A 23,433-nucleotide genomic window follows, 5' to 3' on the forward strand; every position below is an offset into this window, starting at 1 on the left:
AAAAAAGGGCGCTTTTAGTCTTCTATGAGTCTGTGAGGCCATTAGTGGCAGGAACGGATTTAGTCTTCCTTAAACACTTCATCCAGGTTGAGGCTAAACCCATTCAATGTTTTAGATTCAATCGTATCTCCTTTTACAAACTTTCCCCGGGAATGGTATTTTAGAGACTTATCCAACTCGAACAATTCCATCACATTTTCCCCGGGGTACACTACCCAGTATTCCTTTACACCATGTTCCTGGTATAATTCATACTTGTCATGAAGGTCTTTGGCAGCAGTAGCAGGAGATAGAACCTCTACAATCAGATCGGGAGCCCCCTTACACCCGGCATCATCGAGTTTGGTCAGGTCACAGACCACACAGATGTCTGGTTGTACCACGGTATAGGTTTTGCTATCCGGGTCCTGGGGACCAGACGGTAAACGTACATCAAAAGGGGCACTGTAGACTTTGCACCTTTTGCCTTTCAGGTAATTGTAAATTTCAGCGCTGAGAGTAAGGTTGATATCCTGATGATTTCTTTTTGGGGCAGGGGACATCTTAAATAATTTCCCTTTGATCAGCTCTACCCGCTCCTCAAATTCCCATCTCAAATAATCTGCATAGGAATAGGTAGCCTCAGGCTCCAGTACTTTGAAGTCTGTGATCTTATCCTTTGGCTTATAAGTAGTAGACATGATTACTAAGATAGCGAATACAGGTAGATTCAAGAACCTCATCCGAAAAAAGCAAAGGGCACCCAACCGGATGCCCTTACTCCATTGCCTATAGCAATGATCCACATGAAAAGACTCGCTTAATTAATCTCTATTAGCCAGGATTATGTCAGTTTTGATGCATTTCCAGACTTTTTCTGGTAGTGCGGTCCAGTATATTTAATAAGATCTTCAGATCCATCCAGAAGGAATATTTTTGAGCGTAAATGAGATCCAGCATTTCCCGGTGGTTTTCAGAAGATTCGGTCAGCTGCCACAGACCCGTAATTCCTGCCGGAGCAAGAAATCTCAGTGTCCAGGCATCAGAGGTAAGCCTTTCTGCCTCATGCAAAGGAAGAGGACGGTTACCTACAATAGACATATGCCCCAGGAGCACATTGAAAAACTGAGGGAGCTCACATATTCCCGATTTTCGGATAAAGTGCCCAGGCCCGGTGACTTCAGGGGTATTATCACTGTTTATCAGAGCTTCCTGACTTTCAATCCGGCGCTTTTCCCTGTAATATTCTTCGGAAATATACAGGTCATCTCCTACAAGCATCGGACTTGTATCCACCTCCTCATTTTTTCCTTTTTTGATAGCTGTGTTCCTTTTTATAAACCCTGGCAATTTGGTTTTTGATCCTGTATTACCCTGCATTTGCTTCGCGGTGCGAAACTGGTACAGGGGGAAAACAGTATATCCTGTTCCGACCCGCATCGAACTGCAAAAAACCGGGCCACTGGAAGTGAGCTTTATAAGCAGCGCAACCACAATGAATACCGGTAGAAGAAGGGTTATTACCAGGATAGATACAACCACATCAAACACTCTTTTTCCGGCAGGTACCTTATAGTCCACTTTTATTGGTTGGCGTTTCACTTCCTTACTCCAGTCATCCAGGGAGTTGATCCGGTAGGCTAGTTGTTCGAGATCTAAACCATAGGTGAAGAAGTCTGTAGCGCCTGCTGTGAATGCATCTTGCTTAGCCAGGTCATCTGTGATGTGCGATAGTACGATCACCGGGACGTTTATGCCTTTAGCTGCATTGATTATTTCCTTGTAGGCACCATCTATTTGATAGTCGCAAAGTACAGCGGCAGGCATTCTGGTGCCTGCATCACCTCCGGATCGAAGGGCCTCGATTGCCAGCTCTTGCGAATCAAAGTCAGTTACCAGAAATCCGTACTCCTTAATTCCTTCCCTGAGATGGTCTTGATTGATTAGGAAAATCTCTTTCATGTGTTTAAAAGTTACTGAAATAGGCGGTTTGCCACCCAATTTTGATCATCCCCGGTTGGTGTTGCTCAATAATTGGGTTAAGCATCATGCTTATTTCATCTGGTTAGCAGTTAATAAGCCTCCACTTTGCGTAAAAGGTTTTCTACCTTCAGGCGGAGCTCGGCCGGGTTAAATGGCTTGACCACAAAGTCCTCAGCGCCAAGCTTGAGACATTCGATCCGGCATTCGCTGGAAACTTTCCCCGAGAGCATAATCACCGGTATGTCTTTAAAAAAGCCAGTGCTTTTGATTCTCTTCAGAAAATCCAGTCCGTTCATTCCTGTAAGCTCATAGTCACAGATGATCAGGTCCGGAATGTTCTGATTCTTAAGCCACCTGAGGGCCTCTTCAGCATTGGTACACCACATCACCTCATGTGTTTTCTCAAATAGATTGGTCAGGAAAGCCCCCATCATGGGATTGTCATCGATAAATAATAGTTGTCTTTTCATGTGTTCAAAAGTTGTTGAAATCAGCGGTTTGCTACAACTCTTTGATCATACCCGGTTGGTACGGCTCAATGTCCAAGTTGAGCATTATGCTCATTTCATGTGTTTGGTCATTTACAGCATTAGGATTAGTCAAACATCATATTTTTTAAAGCTTTCACAGGCATTATTTAGATGATTGGGAAGATCAATCGGTGATCTGTAGGAGATAGGGGTTTTTTGGTGATTTAGGGGTCTGTCCACCCATCATACCTGTTATTGCTGTATTTTATGTACCTATTTGCGTTCTCAATCAATTATTTGTTTCTTAGTCATTCTGATTTTCCAACCTGATCCATTTTAAGCTATGAACGATCTATCAAAAAAATGCCTGCTCGGTTTGTTTGCACTTTTGATCTTATCCGGTTTCGGAAAGGCACAGGAAAAACCACAAGTGTACTTTCGGGGAGAAGGTGGAGGAGACACCTATAAGCTTTTTTGGGCGCCCGAAGTGTGGCCGGAGGACCTTCGCGGGTTTTTAGTAAAGCGAAAGGAATCCGGGACAGACAGGTGGGTGACTTTGAGTAAAAATGTAATAGCTCCGGCTACAGATGATCCCGAAAGGCTGGAATACGTAACCAGCTCCTTTACTGAGCAGGAGCGGCTCAAAAAGGTGTATGACTCCCTGGTCACCAACAATAAGATCAAGGTGATGACCCATGAGCAGATGTATGACGAGTTTCTTTCAAGCCAGGAACGGATTCCCTTTTTGAAATTTCTTGCCACCATAGAGTTTGATTTTGCCCTGGTTCATGGCTTTGCATATGTGGATGCATTTATCCCGGAAGCATCCGGTTACACTTACGGAATATTTCCGGTTTATTATTCTACCGGAGCTGCAGCAGAGCCTCTGCACACGATCGACTGGACTTATGGTCAAAAAGATAACATCACACTTACTTCCGGTAGCTCCGTAGAGCGTCTGGGGCAGAACGGACTGAAGCCCAACTGGAAGTTTTCTACTGCAGAGCTGAAAGCCGAAGAGGTAGTGGGGTTTCATATCTATGTACAAGGCCTGAATACTCCGGCAGAGCGCCTGACCGAGCGCCCCATTCGGGTTAACATGGCGGGCAGCACCACAGACTTGATCCAGCTGGACAAAGAGCGCGATGCAGGCCGAAAGTGGACCTACTATGCGGTGCCGGTCAATCTCTTTGAGACAGAGGGACCCAGCCTGGTGGCCGAGTGGGACCCTGCTGCCAGTCCGGCATCAGGGCAATCTACTCCTGTACGTGCCAGGAGTGCTACGGAGGATGTAGTGGAAAAGCCTGGGGTCCCTGAGGGATTGCGTGCCTCCGTTATCAAGGAGCGTGGTAAGGAGTTCATTTTTCTTCGGTGGAATCCAAAGCGAAATGGTGATGGCACAGCCGGGTATCACCTGTGGACTCCCGGTATCATGAGTGATGCCATGGCTCTGGAAGGAAGCATAGGCCTGCTGGAAAAGAACATGTACAAATGGGAGATCAAAACCTATGACAAGGAATACACTTTTGCGGTCTCCAGGGTGATGGAGGACGGTTCTGAAACGGCGCACTGCCAACCGATCAAAATAAAAATTCCGCCAAAGGGGGGTTGAGCAGGCTCTTTATTAAATCTTAGTTTTTTCCATAGCGCTTCGGGTTTGACCTTATCCAGCCTGGGAAGGAGGGTGCGATCTGAAGCTTCCTTATCACTGTATCCCCCAAAAAAACCTTTGAAGCTGTCTGTCAGCAGGAGCTGTCTGGCCCGGATCTAAATCCCTGATGGGTTTTTATTTACACATACATAGCCACAGCATTTACTATAATAGCTGATAAAAATCAACAAACTATTTTGACAAGTAATGTTTTATTTCTATTTATGCAGAGGTAAAGCATTGTGAGCAATGAATTATTACCGGTCTTTGTGACCAACCAACTGGAAGTGAGGTAATTCCCTGTTTTAGCGTGAAAAAAAGTGGACGGATTCAGGAAATAAGGAAGTGCTGGTAAGAAATAAAGTTGGTGAGAAATAAGGAAATGCTGGTAAGAAATGACCATCTGCTGGTGAGAAATAAGGAAGTGCTGGTGAGAAATAAGGAAATGCTGGTGAGAAATGACCATCTGCTGGTAAGAAATAAGGAAATGCTGGTGAGAAATAAGGAAGTGCTGGTGAGAAATGACCATCTGCTGGTGAGAAATAAGGAAATGCTGGTGAGAAATAACCATCTGCTGGTGAGAAATAAGGAAGTGCTGGTGAGAAATGACCATGTGCTGGCAGGAAATAGGATAGGGCTGGCACAAATCGCCTAATGTAAATTATTTTTTAACTAATAAATACATAGTAAAGTGAACGCCAAACAAAAGAACAAATTTGAGATGTACCAGCAGGTACAAAGTCTTCTGGATGAGAACACTACTCTTTGGAATGCCATTCCTATCCAGGCAACCCTGAAAAATCAACTGGATGACTATATCCAATCGATCCGGGAGACCGGGGAGAAAAAAAGTGATCTGAGCACGCCATTGGGCAGAAGTAAAAATGCCCTGAAAAAAGCAGTGGCTGAAAAGGCCGGCAACCTGGCAGTGGCGATCAATGCTTATGCGGCGATTACCGGAAACACGGAGCTTCAGGACAAAACGGACCTGACCATGAGTGATTTTTATAAAGCTCAAAATACCAAGCTCCCTGCGATGGTAGTCAACCTGGTCGATGTGGTAGAGGAGCACCTGGAAAACCTGGGTGACTATGGGGTGACGGCAGAACAGGTCACGGACCTGAACACCTCGCTGGATGATTTTGAGGAGATCAACGGGCGACCAAGATCGCGCATGGTGAAGATGTCGCAAAAGGTAGCCCAGCTTGAGGACCTGTTTGACCAATGTGATGAGCTCTTGTATGATCAGATGGATAAGCTGGCCCGCCGGTACCGCAGCTCGGAGCCTACCTTTTACTATGGGTACGAGTCTGCCCGCACGATAGTGGATTAACCTGCTTATTCACAAAAAAGTCGGTGATTAATGACGATAAATTTTTGAAAGGTTCAGCTCTTTAAAAATTTATGTCAGGTTGAAAGCGAATATCAGCGATTCGATTCATGAAGCCTGGGGCATTGTGCTCCGGGCTTTTTTTTGGGTAGAGGGAAGGAACCCTTACGGAATATTACATGGTTTGTGGGTCAAGTCAAAGAAGAAGATTCTCGGCTAACAATCGTTTAATCTTATCAATCAGCAAAATTCAGTGCCAAAGAACTAGCTCGTAGAAGCTGGTTTAATAAACAACCACTGATCTTGTTCTATCTCCTTACGCAATAAGCCACTACATCCGGGGAAAGACCTTCCATAAGTTTAGCTAATTCACCGGAAACATCTTGTTTTATCCTCCTTTCCAATTCCTGCGGATTCAAAGCCAATTCATCTGCGATCAATGGAAACCTTGATTTCAAAATGATCCACTTAATTAAGTTTTCATCTGAAACCTGATTAAGGTTAATGCCGGAAAGGATCATTGATTTTCTTTCCAGTGCATAGTTGTTAATCAATCTCTTCATACTTCTGGCATTGGGTTCAAGCAACTGATGGTAACCTTGAAGCTTGTGCTCAACATCCCTCAGGATATTCTCCTTTTCCGACATTCTTTTTACGGCCGCTGTCCTGGCGTTCACTTTTTGAGAAGGTGTTTTTGCCTTTTGTAGTGCTTTATCAATCTCCTGTTCGTTTTCGGCTTCATTTATTTCTTCTTCCAGTTCCAGGTTTCCTTCTTTAACATCCTCTTCCCCGTTAAGCAAGTATTTCCAGAACATCTCTTTCGTCTCATCAGAAATCCGTGGCAAATTAATCGACATTTGGAATGTCTTTTCCAAAAAGAAGTTCCCTACACTGTGGCCGGGTTTGTTGACCACTCCCTCTAATTCGGTGTAATAGATTTCAAACGATTTCTTGATCCAATTCCCATCTCCTGCAACTATGTAGAGAGCCTTTTCAGATCTGAATAGCGTTTGTAACCCTTCTAGCATCCTCACCACAAATTCAGGATTGCAACGATCTATATCATCAATAAAAACCGCTACATTCTTTTCAGTATAGTTGATGATTTTTCCATAGTGTGTTTTCAGTTCATGCATAGGATCCCGAACGTTTCTTTTAAATTCGGATGCTGCGTTAGAAGAGGCTGGGATTAATGATCCGGCAAAAGCCTTAAAAAGAACCCATACTGAACCGATTAGGGCAACATAAGAAGTTATGACAGATAAAGTCTCTCCTCCCTCATCACTATTTAAAAGATTCCCAATGTTGAGTAAAGTAAAACCTGTCGGGATGTTAACAGCCAGAAAAACAGCCGCAAGCGCTAAAAAACTCAGCCAATAATGTTGATTCAATCCGATCAGGCGCCACCAACGTTCTTTCCACCAAATGCCGCCTTTATGTCCTTCGGATCTTTGGATGCCTTTATACACATTGTCCATAAAAATCCACCAGGGCGGATCAATGTGCTGGTTTTGCCAGGCGTTAAACTCAATGACTACCCAATTTTCCTTCCGTAAATCAGTAGCAAGCATCTGCAAGACTTTAGACTTACCGCTTCCCCATTCCCCGCCTAAATGAATGGTATAGGCATCCTTTTTCTCAATCCACAGTTTTTGGAGGTAGGTTTTCAGTGCATCGACAAAGGACTGTCTGCCCAATTTGTCTTCTACATCAAGGCTTTCAGTTTGAAGTTTGACCTGTTCATTTTGTTGAATAAAATCATCGTTCTCTGAATACAAATTTGCTCTAATCTTAAGAGTCTTACTTAACATTTTCTGGAATTTCTCCTCAGGAATCTCAAAGCCGCTTTTTAACCCGTTTTTCTCGATCGTACTATCTATAATTGGCTTATGTCGAGTAAAGAATTCATCGAATGCGGTAAGCCAGTCTCCTCGATAAAGGAACTGAGCCTTAGATGCGTTTGGATCTATTTTAGAGCTTGTGTCAGACGCAATACCTTGTAAAATACTTTGATAACAAAGCAAGTATTCAGGTCGATTTTCTGCAGGATATACAATTTCCAGGTAGCAAGTTTCAGCCAATGAGGAGTTAATGGTAACGACAACACCAATCGTCTGCGTTTTATTTTTTTGATCAGTAATGCCTGAAAAACCGACGAAAATGTAATCACTTCCCTGAAACCACTGCCCTTTTGTAAGCCTTTCTTCATCTGATCGATTGCTATCCTTTTGTCTCAACCAAAAACGAAGATTTGGATCTTGCTGTCTTTTTTCCAGCAGGTACTGAAAAATTTCATTGCTAATCCTAATTAGCTCCTGCTTGATCTCCGGTAATTCTTCGCTTCTATAAAATCTTGAAATTAGATAATTGTAACCATCCTGATCTATCGTTTCTGGTTGGTTCTCTAAACCTTTTAATACTATATCTAAAGGTGCATCATCAACAAGTGCCTTTCGCAGAGTTATTTCAGATAGTCCTAACTCTTTAGCCACATCATCTAATAAGTATTCTCGACGTTCCATAGCATCATATTTAAAAAATTACCCCGCTTCGCCCCGGTATAAATACTCCTGAAAGCCAATAAATGTATCTCTAATCGTCTGAATCTTGCCAGAGCTTCGCAATGGCTTTTTTTCTACTAGTTTAATTAAAAATCCTTTTATGTTAGCTCACGCGCGTATTTTAGGTTTTATATCATCAATTCCTTTGCAATCATCTCCGCTTGTTTCAGCACCGTTTCGGTAGCCAGCTTCTGCATATCCGGTGGATAGCCATATTGTCGTAAGGTTCTCTTAATAATCACCTTGAGCTTCGCTCTTACGCTCTCTTTGATGTTCCAGTCAATTGAAGCATTCTGCTTTACTCTTTCCGTCAGGATTACTGCCAATTCTCGTAATTTGTCTTTCTCCATGAGGTCTCTGGCACTGTCATTATCGGCTACTGCGGTGTAAAAGGCATATTCAAAATCAGACAATCCAAGGTGCTTGGCCTCACTATCCATGTTGACAATTTCCTTGCTGAGTTTGATCAACTCATCCATTACCTCAGCAGCGGTCAGGATCTTATTGTGGTACTTCTTGATGGAGTTTTCCAGCATTTCCATTAAAGATCTGCTCTTGACAAGGTTCTTTTTGGATCGGCTTTTTATTTCATCATTGAGCAGTTTCTTCAATACTTCCAGAGCTACATTCTTATGCTCCATTCCCTTAAGCTCCATCAAAAAGTCCTCTGAAAGAATGGAGATATCCGGTTTCTTGATGCCTGCCGCATCAAATACATCAATGACCTGTTCTGATACTAAGGCCTTGTCTACTACCTGACGGATGCTTGTTTCTATCTCTTCATCCGTTCTACCTGAACCCGTACCATCAAACTTTGAGAGTCGGGCTTTTACAGCCTGAAAGAATGACACTTCTTCCTTTACATCCATTGCCTCCTCATGCGGAATGGCGATGGCAAATGCCTTGGATAAGGCGGTTACTTCGTTGATGTATCTTTTCTTTCCATCTTCTAAGCCTAAAATATGTTCTTCTGCGGCCAGAATCATGGAGAGCTTTTTCCCGGTATCTGCTTCAAAATAATCTTCATACGGAAAACCATGATACATATTAGAGACAACTTCCAGTTTTTCCAACATCAACTCTACAGCTTGTTCCTGGGCTATGGTCGGGTCGCCTTTTCCTCCGGCATCTGAGTAGAAAGAGAGGGCTTTTTTCAAATCAGAAGCAATGCCCAAATAATCAACCACAAGGCCACCGGGTTTGTCTTTGTAAACACGGTTAACCCTTGCTATAGCCTGCATGAGGTTGTGACCTTTCATTGGTTTATCAATGTAAAGGGTATGCATACTCGGAGCATCAAAACCAGTTAACCACATGTCACGAACGATGACCAGCTTCAGCTCATCATCAGGATCTTTCATTCGATCCGCTAAAGTCTTTCGCTGTTGTTTGGTGGAGTGATGTTTTGCCATGTTGGGACCATCAGAAGAAGATGAGGTCATCACTACTTTGATCACTCCCTTATCCAGATCACCGGAATGCCATTCCGGTTTGATCCTGATAATTTCTTCGTAGAGGTCTGCTGCAATTCGTCTGGACATGGTGACAATCATTCCTTTGCCTTCAAAGACTTCCTGTCTTTGTTCAAAGTGCTGTACTATGTCTTTTGCCACGGTAGCCAATCGATTTTCACTACCTATCAGTGCTTCTAGTTGCGTCCATTTGGCCTTGGCTTTTTGTGTATCAGTCAAGTCCTCCTCATCCAATTCACTTTCAAGGTCTTCAACCAGCTGTTTGCCCTCCTCACTCAAATTGACTTTCGCCAGCCTGCTTTCATAGAAGATACGAACGGTAGCTCCATCTTCTACTGCCTGGGCTATGTCATACACATCTATATAATTGCCGAATACAGCAGGGGTGTTGACATCTGTATTCTCAATTGGGGTTCCTGTAAAACCTAAATAGGTAGCATTGGGTAGTGCATCACGCATGTATTTAGCAAAACCATATACGATCTTTTGCCCCGTTACATTTCCGGAGTAGTCTTTTACATCCGCAGTTTTAGCTTTGAAGCCGTACTGGGTTCTATGGGCTTCATCGGCTATCACTACGATATTTTTCCGTTCGGAAAGGGTCTCGTACACGTTACCTTCTTCCGGTTGAAATTTTTGAATGGTGGTGAATATCACCCCACCGGAGGCCACCTTGAGTTTGGCTTTTAAGTCGTTCCGGTCGGATACCTGTTTAGGTTCTTGTCGTAATAATTGAGTGGATGAGGCAAACGTGTCAAAAAGCTGGTCGTCCAGATCGTTTCGGTCTGTTATGATCACCACCGTAGGGTTGTCCAGTGCTTGTACAATCTTGCCGGTATAAAACACCATAGAGAGGGATTTTCCACTTCCTTGTGTATGCCAAACCACACCGCCTTTTCTATCCCCCATTATCTGGGATTTAACCCCAGGTACTCCATAACTGGCAGGGTCTTCAGCAGCCGCTGAGGCCATGACCATACTAACAGGTGTTTCTTTTTCCAGTTGCTGACCGGCTGCTCTCAGGGTAGATTCTATAGCCCGGTTGACTGCATAGTATTGATGGTATGCAGCTAGTTTTTTGACAGTAGATATGGTTGTTATTCCATTTTCGGTATCTTTCCCGATGCCTTCGGATCGGGATTTCGCAGGCTCAACTTTCTTTGATTTCTCAAAGACTATAAAATGCCTTACCAAATCCAGTAAGGTTTCTTTGTTCAGCATTCCGTTTATCAGTGTCTCTAGCTGACTCACCAGGTTGGAGGCTTCTTCTTTGCCATCGGCCGATTTCCACGCCATAAAGCGACTTATTCCTGAAGAAACCGTACCGGCCTTAGCCTCCAGGCCGTCTGAAATGATCGTAAAAGCATTGTAGGTAAAGAGGCTTGGGATAGTAGATTTGTAGGTTTCTATCTGTTTAAATGCAGATTTTATCGTAGCGTTTTCATCTGCAGCATTCTTAAGCTCCAGCACCACTAAAGGGATGCCATTTACAAAGAGCATCACATCCGGTCGCTTATTGTTGCCATCTTCAATGATGGTGTATTGGTTGGCCACTACAAACTCATTGTTTGCCGGATTTTCGAAATCGATCAGCCATACTCGGTCTCCACGTTCATCTCCATCTACCGTCTTGGAAACGGGAATGCCTTCCGTTAAGAAGCGGTGAAAAGCTTCATTACTGGTCAATAGCTCAGGTGAGTGTATGCGTTGTATTTCTTTGAGGGCTTCTTCCTGCGTGTCTGAGGGAATACCCTGATTAATTCTGGCTATAGCCTGTCTCAACCGATTGATAAGCAGAATTTCTTCATAACTGGCTCTTTCCGGATTTTCACTACCTGCCTGCCGTAGCTCAGTCGAAGGCAGGTCAGGAGCTATATCAGGGCCGTAAACATATTCATAACCCAAGCGCTCTAAGAGTTTAATGCCAAATTCCTCAATTTTATTTTCGGTTAGTCGTGTCATTTAATCTTATGCTGTTCTTATTTCAATTGGCACTTCAATCATGGTTTTAACGGTAGTATACAACTCAACGTCCTCTGCTGGAGTATCAAGTGAAATAATCAACGAATAACGGGTTGTGGTTTCTACTTTTGCTAAATGCTTTCGTTCCCTCCACCAGCCGATTACGGGGTAAACAGCGATAAGATTACATGTTGCTAATTCTGCGGCTGTCAATTCTATGTAATCCGAATGAATGGAACCATTACTACGATTATTGACACCAATTGCCCATCGTTTATTTCCTGAACTTGCACTAATGTCTTCATCTTCCTCACGTGCTGCAACATTCACCCTTTTTCTAAATTCATCTTCTGTATCACCAGCATTACTTAGGTCAAACCGTAAACCATGCGACTGATAGCGGTACTTATCTTTCCAGCCTATTTCACCTGCTCCTGGCTCAATAAAGTACGATAAGGTAACGCTGAGTTTAACTTTGATTTCTCCCATACTAAGGAGCAAATCACGTGGCCAAGGAAGATTGAAAAAATGAATTTCGTTTGTTTCAGGTTGGTTTTTGTCATTATAACTATAAGGTTGAATATGTTCCTGGGCAATAAATGTTAATGCACTTTCCCGGCTATATAAAGCTCGGTCTAATTCCGGGATACCAAAACCAAATACTTTTAGTAACCTCTTAAAATCACCTCTATTTCCCTGCTGTACATTTAATTGACTATACATAGCCTTATTCCACTTGGCTGAATGAACTATCAGCCCACGAATTGTTTCAGCCCATGCATTCGGATATTCAAAAGCAACTTTTGCCGCGAACCATGAGGCCTGGGCAGCTGCGGCACTCGTTGCATTAATAGTATCAAATGGTTTTAAATTAAAAGACTTAGAAGTAGACAATAGCTCTAAATCCTCATGAGGAGTAACATTGTTATCGGGAGCCTTTAAGATATTACCACCCTCAAAAACCACGTCGGGTTTTATTGGCCACTTTTTTTCCCAAACTAAAGATGTCGAACTGTATGGCGACAATTCCCCTTGATTGGCCAATGGTGTGTAGTCCCTAAAATCTCCATCATTAACTTGGATTTTTTCGGTGTAAGCGCCTGCAACAATTGCATTCCATGATTGACCGGGATTTTCAACAGTTGATACGAAATTTGCATTCGGGTAATTTTTCCATGCTTCCTCGTCATGAACATTCCCTGCAGAAATAATAATTAACCTTTGGTTCTCTCCATCACCGAAAGCCAATTTATCCATAGCGCCAGACCATGATGAAGGTCTTCCGTGCCCTGAATCTTGTTTAGAGGTTACAGACATGCAATAAATTAATAGCATCTCAGGGTTTTGTATTTCAGCCCTTGCAATACCTTGAGCTGTTATATCTCCCCATAGCTCTTTTGGGGTTTGTTCTTGTGTAGTTGGAGGCGGGAGAACTTTCACCGAACACAGTTTATGCGTAAGCGGAACATTACTGGCAGAAAGCAATACATCCTCCATTTTTCCATATCCTGCGATACCTGCCATAAGTGTTCCATGTCCAGATCTTGTTTCATGATCAAAGGCTCCCCAAGCAGCTTCAACAACTAAAGTATTTGCATCATCGATTAATGGTTGCAATAATTGATGTCCAATATTGACTCCAGAATCAAGCAAGCAAACTTTTATGTTACTATCTATAAGTTCAATCCGCCCTAACAAATTGTCAACCCATGCTTGCTGCTGAATGGAACTTTCATTTACCCAAAACCCTGCAGGTTCTTGTCCGGCCCTGAATTCAGCCAATAGGTCGCTTTGTAGCATAAGTTCAATTAGTTGATTGCGGTTGGCTTCAATAAGAAGTACTGCTCTCTCAGGAAAAAGTATGCTACTCTCCTTATATTTAATACCAATGCTTTCAAGGGTAGTGAGGAACTGTGCAATTTGCTCCTGCTCTTTGCTCTCCTTGGTATTGATGCTTAGCCAGACTTCACACCATTTGGAAATTTCTGATGGGATTGCCTGAGGATTGTCTGTCCATAGCCCTTCCAAAAGAGCAATACTTACATCTTCAATGCTGTTTACTAGGTCTGCATTTGCAGGGGTTATTCTTACAGTTGCCTCAAGTTCAAGGTTATCGATTTCGTTGACTAAAAATTCTTCCTGCCCACCTGGAACAAAAACCTTTGCTATGGTTTGTTCTTCCCCATCTTTCCTGACATCTCTTATCTTTAGTAAACGAATACCATTACCAAGATTCTCAATTATGTCTGAAATGACACTGTGATCCTCCCTATTTGAAAATGTTATAACTGTGTTATTTTTAGACTGGTAAGAGTTGATCTTATTTATAAAATGTCCTTCTTTTCCATTTGGAATATAAACCACTGCCTGAGTTTGCTCCTGACCCAGTGCATTGGTCACTGTCCTTACATTTAAAAGTCGAATCCAATCTTCAACCTTCTTCCCCATTGTACTTTCGAGACTCTTGGTAATTAAATCATGGTCAGCGGCACTGGTAAAAGAAAGATAAGTTCCTTCTCTTGTCGTAATTTTCTCTGCACTACGTTCTTGTTGTAACCGTTCTTTTTCTTGCCAGATAGCATCAAATTGTTGAAGAAGTTTTTGGCTATGTGCAATTCTATCACGAATTGGTAGGGGATTACGGGTAACGGGAGTGCCTCTAACTTTATATTTTTCTGCCTTTACATTCCCCGTAATAAAAATGTGCTTGTATGGTTCTGCCATGCCAATAAATTATTTGTGATATGCTGCATTCCGGTCTTTGATAGCCTTTAAGATCAACTTGTTATCCATTTGTTGTTTCTCATTTAAGACTGTTTCCTTAATGGCATCTATACATGCAAGGGAAATTTCGGCATGGCTTAAGCCGTTTATATTGGGCAGCAATTCATTAAATTTTACTTTTTTGCTAAATTTAGTGAGCCTGTTCTTTAGCAATTCCAACTTCTCATTTTCATCAGGCAAGTGATAGAGAATAACATCGTCAAACCTGCGGAAAAGGGCTTGGTCTAATAGGGCCTTGTTATTTGTAATGGCTATAATAAGACTATCTGAGTGATCTCTTTCTATGAATTGAAGGAAAGAGTTTAATACCCTTCTCATTTCTCCCACATCGTTATCACGGCTTCTTTCCCCACCAATGGCATCAAATTCATCAAAAAGATATACGCCCTGCTTTTGTTCAATCAAATCAAACACCTGGCGTAGCTTAGCACTGGTCTCACCCATATATTTTGTTACCATTTTATCCATGAGAATGGTAAAAAGAGGCAAGTTCAATTCATTAGCAACTATGGAAGCAGTCAGGGTTTTCCCTGTTCCGGGAGGTCCGGAAAGCAAAATCTTTCTTCGGTTTTCCAAATCATGTTTACGTAGCTTATCCCTTTGGATAAATTCTGAAATGATACGAGTGATTTTGGATCTAATATCATTAGAAGCAATTATATCCGAAAGATTGACCGCTGGGACATCTTCCAGTATCAATCCTTGCAAATCAGGAGTAAATGCTTTGGTTTTGTGTTTTGTCTCTTTTGCCTTGTCTATTATGGCCTTAATGTCGTTGGCAACCAATGTATGCCCCAACTTAGCCTCATGGGCAGCAATTTGCAAAGCAACAGTGGTAAACCGTTCCGGCTCATTGTTGTAATGCGATTTGATCAATGATATGATGTAGTCTGCTTTAGCCATTTAAACAAATTTACGATTTTTTATTAGCTTTTTTCCAGCGTTAAATTCTAACCTTATCACCCAAACCATTATACTTGATAAAATTGTTTCCTGATGGTTTTTCAAGGTCAGGAGTTCAGTTTTATTTTGATATTGGTCAGTCATTTTTCTCCTGTTTTTTTGAATCGCAAGATATTGCGGTTTCAGATATCTGGCAGTTGTTTCCATTTTGGAAATAACTTGATCTTCCTGAAGATCACCACTTTCAAATATATTTTTGAGGTGCTTGCTGATGGCCGGTACTTCTACTCCGAAAAGCTCAGCCATACCCTTTTGTGGCAACCAAAAGGTCTCATTGCCATACAAAACTTCCACCCGGATGTGACCTTCGGGGGAGGAGTAAAAGATGATGTCGGTGTTATAGGGTTGCATGTTGTTTATTCATCAATTATTCCTGATAATCATACGCTTTGACTTCAACTATTTCCTCGATTTCTTCCTCTGAGGCTACTCCCTGTAAAGCTTCAATACTTGCGTAATCGACAATTACTGTACTGTCAATAATTTTTTTCAACCTAGCATTTAGCCAATCAGTATTCCATATTTGAGTATTAACATTTACTACCTTCTGACAAATTCTCTCCTCATATTCAATCGTATCATCAATTTTCAAGAATAGCCTTTGCAACCAAACTTTGAGTAAACCAGAATTGGGAATCTGCTGAAACTTTGTCCTTATTCTCTGTATGGTTGATTTCTTCTCATCCTCATTTTCTATTTGATTGAGTAGAAAGGTAAGGACAGCAATTATTGTTGGTGCTACCCTTGGGTTGCGGTAAGCAATCTCAACTACAAGACTGATTAAAGTGTGAATGTTAGAGTCTTTCCTTTCACTTGACTGAACAATTCTTAGAAAATCTCTCATTTGATTGAAAAGTGTCCCTGAATTGGGAAATTGTCCTGAAAGTAGGTATAGCTGGATAAGCCACTTTTGTTTGTTTTCAGTGACTCGCTTATTTGCAATCCAATAGCGTTTGTCTGGTTTTAATGAGTTCTTAATGACATCATCAGATGCCTCGGTTTTCTCCGCATTAAGTTTGAGCCCCATTTCTGTGAGGATTTCTGAGAGAGCTTTGGCGATCTGGTCTGAATCAAAAGGATTATTGGAAAAAATTCTATAGTCATCACGATATCTTAGAATGCGGTATTCTGTAATCCCCATTTCATTAATTTTATCTGTCAGAAGGGAATCTACATATCCAAGAACCATTTCTGCAATAAAATCCATGAGAATACTACCTTGTGGAATCCCATTGGTTTGCCCGAAACTCATGTCCTGAAGGTGATTATCGATTGCTACACCAATTAGTGAATTTCTCGTTCTGTTTTCCCGCTTTTTGGCTTCCTCTTTAGTATGGATTGCCCAAGCAATAGAATGGGTATAAATAGAACCATAACAGTCTGAAATATCTGTCTGAATCATGTATTGATAGTCTAATGCCAATGCAATAGACCTTTGCTCAATCATTTGCCACCAAGTATAAATCTGAGAGTCTTTATCAGATTTGTTTTCTGATTCTGAAACTACAGGAATACTATGGCACTCAATTTTTTCATTCGATCTAAAAAAGGTGAAGCGGTCGATAATGGTTGCCCAATTGTCATCCTCAGTGATCCTATTTACTAATGAAACATAGATTGCCGGATGAATCATTTGGAATGGCCGCCATGCGTATTTTCCATCCTTATTCGTAAGCAGCTTGTAGTTTATGTCATCAAAACCTCTTGGGGATGATAACCGATAGTCCGACAGTAGTTTTCCATTAAGTTCGGCACTAACAGCATCTAGTAGCTCTTGAAACTTGAAATACAGTGGCAGGTCAAAATTAACATAGCTTTCTGCCTTTAAGAGAAAACCTCTTGCTTCTGCTGCCGATAACTCAATTAATCTTTTCATACTTATTCCATTTACATCTTTACCTCCCCATTCATCAGCTTAGGCGGCAAAGTGTCCCGAAGGTGTGTTATGCGGTTCCATTCGATTCTTCTATTGTAAGCTTCATAAATCAAAAAGGCAGATCATCACTTTCGAAAATACTATCGCTATCATCTTCCTTAGGATATTTACTTTTATATAATGAGATTAACAGAAGGCCCACCGTTGATACAGTATTTATGATGAAATAGGCATATAAAGGATCTTCTATTACATAGTCATCCTTTGTTTTCCCATGAAAGTGAGTCTTTTCACTTCTCAATTTTTCAACACTCTGATTTATTGCTATCAATGAACTACCAATGGTTTTCACCTCCATGGGCATATCTGAACCGGGAAATAGTTGAAATTCCTTCAAAATCGCACAGGTCAAGTCATATAATGTTTCCTTCCCCTTTGTTTTGCTCTTGATTCGGTCATCTTTTAGAATTTCTTTTACAATACTCTCCAAAGCTGAATTAGCTAACCCAATAGCTGTATCCGAATGAGATTCAATTTGCTTAAAAGCCTTTTCGAATGTTGCGCTTGCGGTATTGTAATCAGATTTTAGTTCGTTTCTGAACGTAGGAATGCACGGAATAAAATCGGGCGTTTCAACCCCTATATCGATAGCGATTCTTAACATGGTTTTACCATCTATCCCATGTAAAGTTGCTGATAAATCAATTTCGCCATTTCCTTTAGTTTCAATTGAGAAATTTTCCCAACGATCACTCCATTCCTCGTCAACCACTTCATGCCACTTTTCGATGTAGAATCTGACATTCCTATATGAAGAATATTCATCCCAGATAGCCTGTTCAACTTTCCGAACCAGCTCCATTTTATATTTAGGTGAGATTAGATCTTCCATTTCTATATTAAATTTCTACCAGCACCTCTCCACTCATCAGCTTTGGTAGTAGCATATCTCGAAGATTTTCGAGGGTTCTTACTTGATCCAAATTCAGATTTCGTTTTCTGAAAATGACTTCCAACTCATTATCGAGTTTTTCTTGAATTACTTTAGGAGGTATGCTTAATTCAATATTTCTAAGTCCAAATAAGGTCAAAGCAGCTTGTGTGCTTCCAATCGTTATGTTATTAAGAGCTTCCTTTCCTAAACTAGAATTTAGCCAGCAATAGACAATAGCACTAGATAAGCCATGAAAATCCTTAAACCAAGTCAGGTTTCCATCTTTGAAGTAAAATCTATCAGTTTCACGAACACGGTAGGAAACGCCTAATGTGCCAACGGACGTAAGCAGAATATCACCTTCAGATGGCACTCCAAACTTGGTCTTTATCTCATCAAATCTTTTTTCAGTTATATAAAGTTCTGAATTTGTTGAACCGCCTTTACTTAGCTCGATTATTTCTTTGCTCCTGTAAAAAGGAACACCAGAGCCAACATATTCCTTGTAAAAAATTCTTTTACTTGAAGAAATGTTAAGGATATTCTCAAGTTTTTTAACTTCCCAATCCTGTGTTGCTTCTTCCACAAACCACTCCCTAAAAAGCGTCTCCGCCATTTGCTCCAGGGTTTTGTTTTGGCGGTGGAGCAGGTCGATCTTGTCGTCTAAACTGGAAAGGATGGAGGCGATATGTTTTTGCTCAATTAGAGGAGGTACTGGAATATCAATCTCCTTCAATGAAGTAAGTGGATTACTTATTGATGGAACACCTACCTGGGATTCATTTTTTAAGATTTGAAATTGACCTTGAGATGATTTAAAGAAGTAGAATAAAAAATCCGCATCAACTAATTCCTCATTTAGACTCAGTTTCATTCCTGATTGAGATATCACATAGCGATCATATCTATCTTCAGGAATTAATGCTACTTGTCCAATTGTACCTCTATGAGTGAAAACAATATCTTTTGGTTTACAATTGCTAGCAATAAGCTCATCAGCTTTTTCTTCAGTTAGAAATACAAACTCTCCGTCAACATACTTTGAGTAATTCATATTGGTTCCTCTGATTACAGGAACACCTGCATCAACAAAGTTCTCAGCTTTGATATTAGAGCCAAACGGCCCCATTGCAATTGCTCTTTTGTCGTTAGACTTTACTTCAATAATTTTCTTAATGTTCCAATGTGCTGGAATCCTGCCTATATCAGAATCAATCCATTCACTCATAACCATTTTAATTTCGTTACACCCTCTTGCCCAAGTTCTAAATAGGCTGAATACCGATAACCAAGTGATTTCTTACTCTTATAGGCTATGGCTTTCTTAATGTCAAAATCGCCTTTTGAATTCTTCCACGCCATCTTCACTTCGATGACTAGCAGATTGATCCGTGTTCCTCGCTTATGAACTATAATATCAGGATAAACAGTCTTGGCTTCTGTATCCTCTAATTCTATCCCTCCTTCGATCCTTGGCAGATTAATTTCCTTTTTGAAGTACTCAAATACATCTTCATTATATATCCGATTGTATTCACAATCCACGTCCAAATTAGGAAATAACTTATCCAAATACATTCCTAGCTTATGAGTTACAGTTCTTTCATTAATATTGACTGCTTCTTGCAGGAGGAACGAATCCTTCTCATATAGGATAGCAAGAGCTTTATGAAGACGAGCTTCAATATCCTTTTTACCCGGTAAAGTAATTTCGTTGATTTTCGAAGATATCTTTTGATCCCACTTAATAATCAAATGCTCATTTTGTATCGAAGTTGAGAAGTGAACTGAATCTACTTCTGGGAGATCAACTTGGTTTATATGAAACACCTTTAGCTCACCAGTCTTTGATCTGGTTATAGATATTTCTAAGACGTCAAAATCTGATTTATCGCCGTACTCAACCCGAAATCGGTCATTGCCATTTTCCCGTTCCTCAGGAATATTTCTGCTTAAAGACTTAATCATTTGAAATCTTAATCTTTTTAAGGTTAGCAGAAATAATTTCATTGAGCTGGCCTTCTTCTTTTAGCTGCTCTTCAAACTGGGCCTTTAGCTGCGTGAACCGCTCTGCGAAATCAAAGTCATCTTCTTCCTCTGCCAAACCTACATATCGGCCCGGAGTGAGTACATAGTCCAGTTCTTTCACTCGTTCTATTGAGGCAGAACTGCAAAAGCCTTTTACATCTTCGTACTTGCCTGCCGTGGCAGGATCACCATCCGGATTTCTCCAGTTGTGATACGTGTCGGAAATTTTCTTAATGTCTTCTTCTGAAAATTCTTTGGTGCGCCTGTTGATCAGGTGTCCCAGGTTACGGGCATCAATAAACAGGATTTCTTTTCGTCTATCCCTAAACCTATGGTTGGATCGATCTCTACTCATAAACCAAAGTGAAGCAGGTATTTGGGTATTGAGGAACAGTTTGGCTGGTAGGTTTACAATGCAGTCGATCAGGTCGGCTTCTACCAGGTTTTTTCGTATACCCCACTCACCGGAAGATTTGGAGGTTAAAGAGCCTTTGGCCAGTACAAAACCAGCCTGGCCGGTTGGGGCCAGGTGATACAGGAAGTGCTGTATCCAGGCATAATTGGCATTACCTTCCGGAGGCACACCGTATTGCCACCGCCCGTCTTTGCGAAGCAGATCGCCGTTCCAGTCACTTACATTAAAAGGAGGGTTGGCAATGATGTAATCTACTTTGGTATCCTTATGAGCATCATTGAGAAATGAACCTTCATTGTTCCATTTTACCTGTGAGCTGTCTATACCACGGATAGCCAGGTTCATTTTAGCCAGTCGCCAGGTGGTTTGGTTGCTTTCCTGCCCGTAGATGGAAATGTCATTGATCTTTCCCCGGTGTTCCAGCACAAACTTTTCAGACTGTACGAACATCCCCCCAGAGCCACAGCAAGGGTCAAAAACACGTCCTTTATGAGGTTCAAGCATCTCCACTAGAAGTTCTACTACACTCCTAGGCGTATAGAACTGGCCGCCTCTCTTTCCTTCTGCTAAAGCAAACTCACCCAGGAAGTATTCGAACACATGGCCGAGTACATCGGCACTTTGTTTCTTAGTATCACCTAAAGCGATGTTAGCGATTAGATCGAGTAGTTCTCCCAAACTAACAGGATCAAGGTTTTGACGAGCATAAACCTTAGGCAATACACCTTTAAGCGAAGGGTTTTCCTTTTCAATAGCGTCCATGGCATCATCAATAGACTTGCCAATGGTTGGTTTTTTGGCTTGATCCAATAAGTAATTCCACCGGGCTACTTTGGGAACGAAGAATACATTTTCTGCTTTATACTCGTCCTTATCTTCCGGGTCTGCTCCGGCATATTCCCCTTTGCCTGCCTGTAGCTTTTGATAAAGGTCTTCAAACGCATCCGAGATGTATCTTAAAAAAATCAGCCCAAGTACCACGTGTTTATACTCTGCTGCGTCAATGTTCTTTCTGAGCTTATCAGCTGCTTTCCAGAGTTGTTTTGCCAGGGGCTCTTCTTTGTTGTTATTTTTCTTAGCCATTGTTAATTTTTTTATCCTGGATCTATGAATGATCAAGGACAGCTGAAACTATTTGAAACAGGAACCCAATAATAATTAAAATAAGCCCTAAACGAGAAAAGCGTCTTTTGACTTTTCGGGTTTTATTTCTTTCTTCCTTAGAGGGAGCACTTTCGAGTAAAATGGCACCAATTTCCGGCCTGGGAGGTTCGTAAAAGAACAATAGTGTAACCCCGAGTATATCCAGTGAAAGGCCGGTAATATTCAGTATTTCAGGTGAGGTCATTTGGCAAGCTGACGGTTTACGCCACAACTTACAAACATCCCCCGTTAAAGGCAAGTAAATTATTTTTCATAATAGTGGGTCCTAAAGAAGAGAATAAATACTTAAGAGGTACAGGTGGGATTGGTATCACCCGTCTGACGGTTCGGAACTTTGTAAAGAGGTGATCTGCTGGTTTGTTACGGGGACATCAAAGCTTAGCTGGAGGCTCACTTGTACCTGGATAAGAGCAAAAGTGAACTGAAGCGGGTGGTCGAACAGAAAGGCGATATGATCAATTAGGAATATGTTTCATTTCAATTCCAATCTGGTACGATTAAGGGTCGTTATCCCTTCCAGGGTTCCAAACTTATCCCTTCCAGGGTTTCAAACCCTGGAAGGGATCACTCTCTTAATCTTCAAATTCGAGCATCACATCTTTCTTTTTCATTTCCTGATGAAACTTCACGAACTCACTTTTTCCTCCAAACCAATCCAATCCTTCTTGCCTGGCTAGCTTTGTTGGTTTGTCCAGAAGGTAGCTATGCCAGCTGCTATGCGGCCAGTCATTAAGATCGCTTACAAAACCGTGATGAATGGGGTTATTGTGAATGTATGCAATTAAGGCAGTGAAGTAGCTATCCGAGTTGATCAGTTTGCGATTGAACCGATCCATGAATAAACTGCCTTTCCGGTCATACATCTTGTTAAAAGCCTGGGTATAACCATTTAAAAGATGTGAAAACTTAAGACTTATGGCTTTGAAAAGGTCGCTCCCTTCCAGGGTTCCAAAGCCTGGAAGGGAGCGTAACACCTCCTCTTCCCGTACTCTCACCATCAGATGAAAGTGATTGGGCATCAGACAATAAGCAAAAGTCTCTACGATCGGGTAAACGTGATGGGTATATTTCTCTAAAAAGTAACGATAGTTTTCATCAGAAAGAAAGAGGTTGTCGTTTCCATTGGCATGTGTCCAAATGTGATAGGTCTTTTCTGGTTCTAATGGTATTCGTGAGTCCGGCATATTTTCTTTATCAATCAGAGTTGAATTTATTTATTGATATCCCTTCCAGGGTTCCAAAGCCTGGAAGGGATATTGAAGAAAGTTGTTACCCGTCTGACGGTTAGGAACCATCTGATGGGTAGTCTTTCCTAACCCCCCAATAATTTCGATTCCTCGGGTGTCAGGTTTAACTTTTCTACCAGACTAAATACTGAAGGTGCTGATAAAACCATAATGAGCACGAGGACGGCAAGCGCACCAAGATTGGCATAGGTGTTGGTTATGAAACTGCCAACAGCAGCGAACAAAGCGCCGCTTTCCAATAGGGCTAATCTTATAATATGAGCGGTTTGAAAGGCTGCTATCTTATGAGACAATTCTGTTTTGCCTTCCAGGTTTTGTTTCAGGGTGGAGCTGAACATAAAGACGGATACGGGGATCAGAAGAACGGCAAACCCAATGGGTAAAAAGGTCAGGATGTTTTCCAGGTCTATGAGCTGTGGATCGGCAGATGAAGAAATTTGAATATAGACGACCAAAGCGAAAATGACAGGGCCGCCGGTAATCGCCCAATGGATGATCTTGAGCGTTTTGAGGGCATTGACAGGTTTAGTTGATTCCATTTGATTTTTTTTAATAAACTACCTCATGAAGATAGTAAGCATTTCCGTAAAGTCAATTTAAGGGCTTAGCCCTTT

General features: G+C 41.5%; 18 protein-coding genes. 3 read left to right on the forward strand and 15 right to left on the reverse strand.

Annotated features, from left to right (window positions below; translation table 11 throughout):
• Positions 1 to 59 precede the first annotated feature (59 nt).
• From AC3E9V_RS09410 to AC3E9V_RS09420, 3 genes are all read right to left on the reverse strand, one after another.
• Entirely contained in the window at positions 60 to 680 is a 621-nt protein-coding gene (locus tag AC3E9V_RS09410) for a Uma2 family endonuclease (RefSeq protein WP_488752934.1), read from the reverse strand.
• A 148-nt stretch (positions 681 to 828) separates the two neighbouring features.
• On the reverse strand, positions 829 to 1,941 hold the full coding sequence (locus AC3E9V_RS09415) for a sugar transferase (RefSeq protein ID WP_488752935.1): 1,113 nt from the start codon (positions 1,939 to 1,941) through the stop codon (positions 829 to 831).
• A gap of 110 nt (positions 1,942 to 2,051) precedes the next feature.
• Positions 2,052 to 2,432: a response regulator transcription factor gene (locus AC3E9V_RS09420; RefSeq protein ID WP_488752936.1), complete on the reverse strand. Its 381-nt coding sequence runs from the start codon at positions 2,430 to 2,432 to the stop codon at positions 2,052 to 2,054.
• A gap of 343 nt (positions 2,433 to 2,775) precedes the next feature.
• Between AC3E9V_RS09420 and AC3E9V_RS09425 the strand changes: the two genes are divergently transcribed.
• The 3 genes from AC3E9V_RS09425 (at position 2,776) to AC3E9V_RS09435 (ending at position 5,416) form a co-directional block, all read left to right on the forward strand.
• The gene (locus AC3E9V_RS09425; RefSeq protein WP_488752937.1) at positions 2,776 to 4,044 is read left to right on the forward strand and encodes a hypothetical protein; all 1,269 of its coding nucleotides are present in this window, start codon (positions 2,776 to 2,778) and stop codon (positions 4,042 to 4,044) included.
• Positions 4,045 to 4,450: 406 nt separating this feature from the next.
• Positions 4,451 to 4,738, forward strand: coding sequence for a hypothetical protein (locus tag AC3E9V_RS09430; RefSeq protein WP_488752938.1), 288 nt, complete (start codon positions 4,451 to 4,453; stop codon positions 4,736 to 4,738).
• 36 nt (positions 4,739 to 4,774) lie between these two features.
• Complete coding sequence (locus tag AC3E9V_RS09435; RefSeq protein ID WP_488752939.1) at positions 4,775 to 5,416, forward strand: hypothetical protein; 642 nt, start codon at positions 4,775 to 4,777, stop codon at positions 5,414 to 5,416.
• A 305-nt stretch (positions 5,417 to 5,721) separates the two neighbouring features.
• Here AC3E9V_RS09435 and AC3E9V_RS09440 read toward each other — a convergent pair whose 3' ends face one another.
• The 12 genes from AC3E9V_RS09440 to AC3E9V_RS09495 form a co-directional block, all read right to left on the reverse strand.
• Positions 5,722 to 7,935 (reverse strand): KAP family P-loop NTPase fold protein, encoded by a 2,214-nt coding sequence (locus AC3E9V_RS09440; protein ID WP_488752940.1) that lies wholly within the window; start codon positions 7,933 to 7,935, stop codon positions 5,722 to 5,724.
• 167 nt (positions 7,936 to 8,102) lie between these two features.
• Positions 8,103 to 11,408: a type I restriction endonuclease subunit R gene (locus AC3E9V_RS09445; protein ID WP_488752941.1), complete on the reverse strand. Its 3,306-nt coding sequence runs from the start codon at positions 11,406 to 11,408 to the stop codon at positions 8,103 to 8,105.
• Between the two features lie 6 nt (positions 11,409 to 11,414).
• Positions 11,415 to 14,132 carry a S8 family peptidase gene (locus AC3E9V_RS09450; protein ID WP_488752942.1) on the reverse strand — a complete coding sequence of 906 codons (2,718 nt, stop codon included), beginning with the start codon at positions 14,130 to 14,132 and terminating at the stop codon, positions 11,415 to 11,417.
• Between the two features lie 9 nt (positions 14,133 to 14,141).
• Positions 14,142 to 15,017 (reverse strand): AAA family ATPase, encoded by an 876-nt coding sequence (locus tag AC3E9V_RS09455; RefSeq protein ID WP_488752943.1) that lies wholly within the window; start codon positions 15,015 to 15,017, stop codon positions 14,142 to 14,144.
• A gap of 78 nt (positions 15,018 to 15,095) precedes the next feature.
• A complete protein-coding gene (locus AC3E9V_RS09460; protein ID WP_488752944.1) occupies positions 15,096 to 15,401 on the reverse strand; it encodes a hypothetical protein in 306 nt (101 codons plus the stop codon).
• 121 nt (positions 15,402 to 15,522) lie between these two features.
• Positions 15,523 to 17,031, reverse strand: coding sequence for an RNA-directed DNA polymerase (locus AC3E9V_RS09465; RefSeq protein ID WP_488752945.1), 1,509 nt, complete (start codon positions 17,029 to 17,031; stop codon positions 15,523 to 15,525).
• A gap of 109 nt (positions 17,032 to 17,140) precedes the next feature.
• Positions 17,141 to 17,923, reverse strand: coding sequence for an abortive infection family protein (locus AC3E9V_RS09470; protein WP_488752946.1), 783 nt, complete (start codon positions 17,921 to 17,923; stop codon positions 17,141 to 17,143).
• A 7-nt stretch (positions 17,924 to 17,930) separates the two neighbouring features.
• Positions 17,931 to 19,193, reverse strand: a complete 1,263-nt coding sequence (locus AC3E9V_RS09475) for a restriction endonuclease subunit S (RefSeq protein ID WP_488752947.1) — start codon at positions 19,191 to 19,193, stop codon at positions 17,931 to 17,933.
• A complete protein-coding gene (locus AC3E9V_RS09480; RefSeq protein ID WP_488752948.1) occupies positions 19,190 to 19,933 on the reverse strand; it encodes a hypothetical protein in 744 nt (247 codons plus the stop codon). The genes AC3E9V_RS09475 and AC3E9V_RS09480 overlap by 4 nt, the downstream gene beginning before the upstream one ends.
• Positions 19,926 to 21,491, reverse strand: a complete 1,566-nt coding sequence (locus AC3E9V_RS09485; protein WP_488752949.1) for a type I restriction-modification system subunit M — start codon at positions 21,489 to 21,491, stop codon at positions 19,926 to 19,928. Before AC3E9V_RS09485 ends, AC3E9V_RS09480 begins: the two co-directional genes overlap by 8 nt.
• 653 nt (positions 21,492 to 22,144) lie before the next feature.
• Positions 22,145 to 22,756: a transposase gene (locus AC3E9V_RS09490; protein ID WP_488752950.1), complete on the reverse strand. Its 612-nt coding sequence runs from the start codon at positions 22,754 to 22,756 to the stop codon at positions 22,145 to 22,147.
• A gap of 128 nt (positions 22,757 to 22,884) precedes the next feature.
• Positions 22,885 to 23,358, reverse strand: a complete 474-nt coding sequence (locus tag AC3E9V_RS09495; RefSeq protein ID WP_488752951.1) for a hypothetical protein — start codon at positions 23,356 to 23,358, stop codon at positions 22,885 to 22,887.
• Positions 23,359 to 23,433 lie beyond the last annotated feature (75 nt).

The sequence above is a fragment of the Marinoscillum sp. HNIBRBA16962 genome, assembly GCF_057801515.1.

Bases quoted from the DNA above. Each gene is read 5' to 3' on its own strand.
- AC3E9V_RS09490 (WP_488752950.1), bottom strand. From the start codon at position 22,756: ATGCCGGACTCACGAATACCATTAGAACCAGAAAAGACCTATCACATT.
- AC3E9V_RS09475 (WP_488752947.1), bottom strand. From the start codon at position 19,193: ATGAGTGAATGGATTGATTCTGATATAGGCAGGATTCCAGCACATTGG.
- AC3E9V_RS09460 (WP_488752944.1), bottom strand. From the start codon at position 15,401: ATGGCTGAGCTTTTCGGAGTAGAAGTACCGGCCATCAGCAAGCACCTC.
- AC3E9V_RS09410 (WP_488752934.1), bottom strand. From the start codon at position 680: ATGTCTACTACTTATAAGCCAAAGGATAAGATCACAGACTTCAAAGTA.
- AC3E9V_RS09420 (WP_488752936.1), bottom strand. From the start codon at position 2,432: ATGAAAAGACAACTATTATTTATCGATGACAATCCCATGATGGGGGCT.
- AC3E9V_RS09480 (WP_488752948.1), bottom strand. From the start codon at position 19,933: ATGATTAAGTCTTTAAGCAGAAATATTCCTGAGGAACGGGAAAATGGC.
- AC3E9V_RS09425 (WP_488752937.1), top strand. From the start codon at position 2,776: ATGAACGATCTATCAAAAAAATGCCTGCTCGGTTTGTTTGCACTTTTG.
- AC3E9V_RS09415 (WP_488752935.1), bottom strand. From the start codon at position 1,941: ATGAAAGAGATTTTCCTAATCAATCAAGACCATCTCAGGGAAGGAATT.
- AC3E9V_RS09485 (WP_488752949.1), bottom strand. From the start codon at position 21,491: ATGGCTAAGAAAAATAACAACAAAGAAGAGCCCCTGGCAAAACAACTC.
- AC3E9V_RS09470 (WP_488752946.1), bottom strand. From the start codon at position 17,923: ATGGAAGATCTAATCTCACCTAAATATAAAATGGAGCTGGTTCGGAAA.
- AC3E9V_RS09450 (WP_488752942.1), bottom strand. From the start codon at position 14,132: ATGGCAGAACCATACAAGCACATTTTTATTACGGGGAATGTAAAGGCA.
- AC3E9V_RS09440 (WP_488752940.1), bottom strand. From the start codon at position 7,935: ATGGAACGTCGAGAATACTTATTAGATGATGTGGCTAAAGAGTTAGGA.
- AC3E9V_RS09465 (WP_488752945.1), bottom strand. From the start codon at position 17,031: ATGAAAAGATTAATTGAGTTATCGGCAGCAGAAGCAAGAGGTTTTCTC.
- AC3E9V_RS09495 (WP_488752951.1), bottom strand. From the start codon at position 23,358: ATGGAATCAACTAAACCTGTCAATGCCCTCAAAACGCTCAAGATCATC.
- AC3E9V_RS09445 (WP_488752941.1), bottom strand. From the start codon at position 11,408: ATGACACGACTAACCGAAAATAAAATTGAGGAATTTGGCATTAAACTC.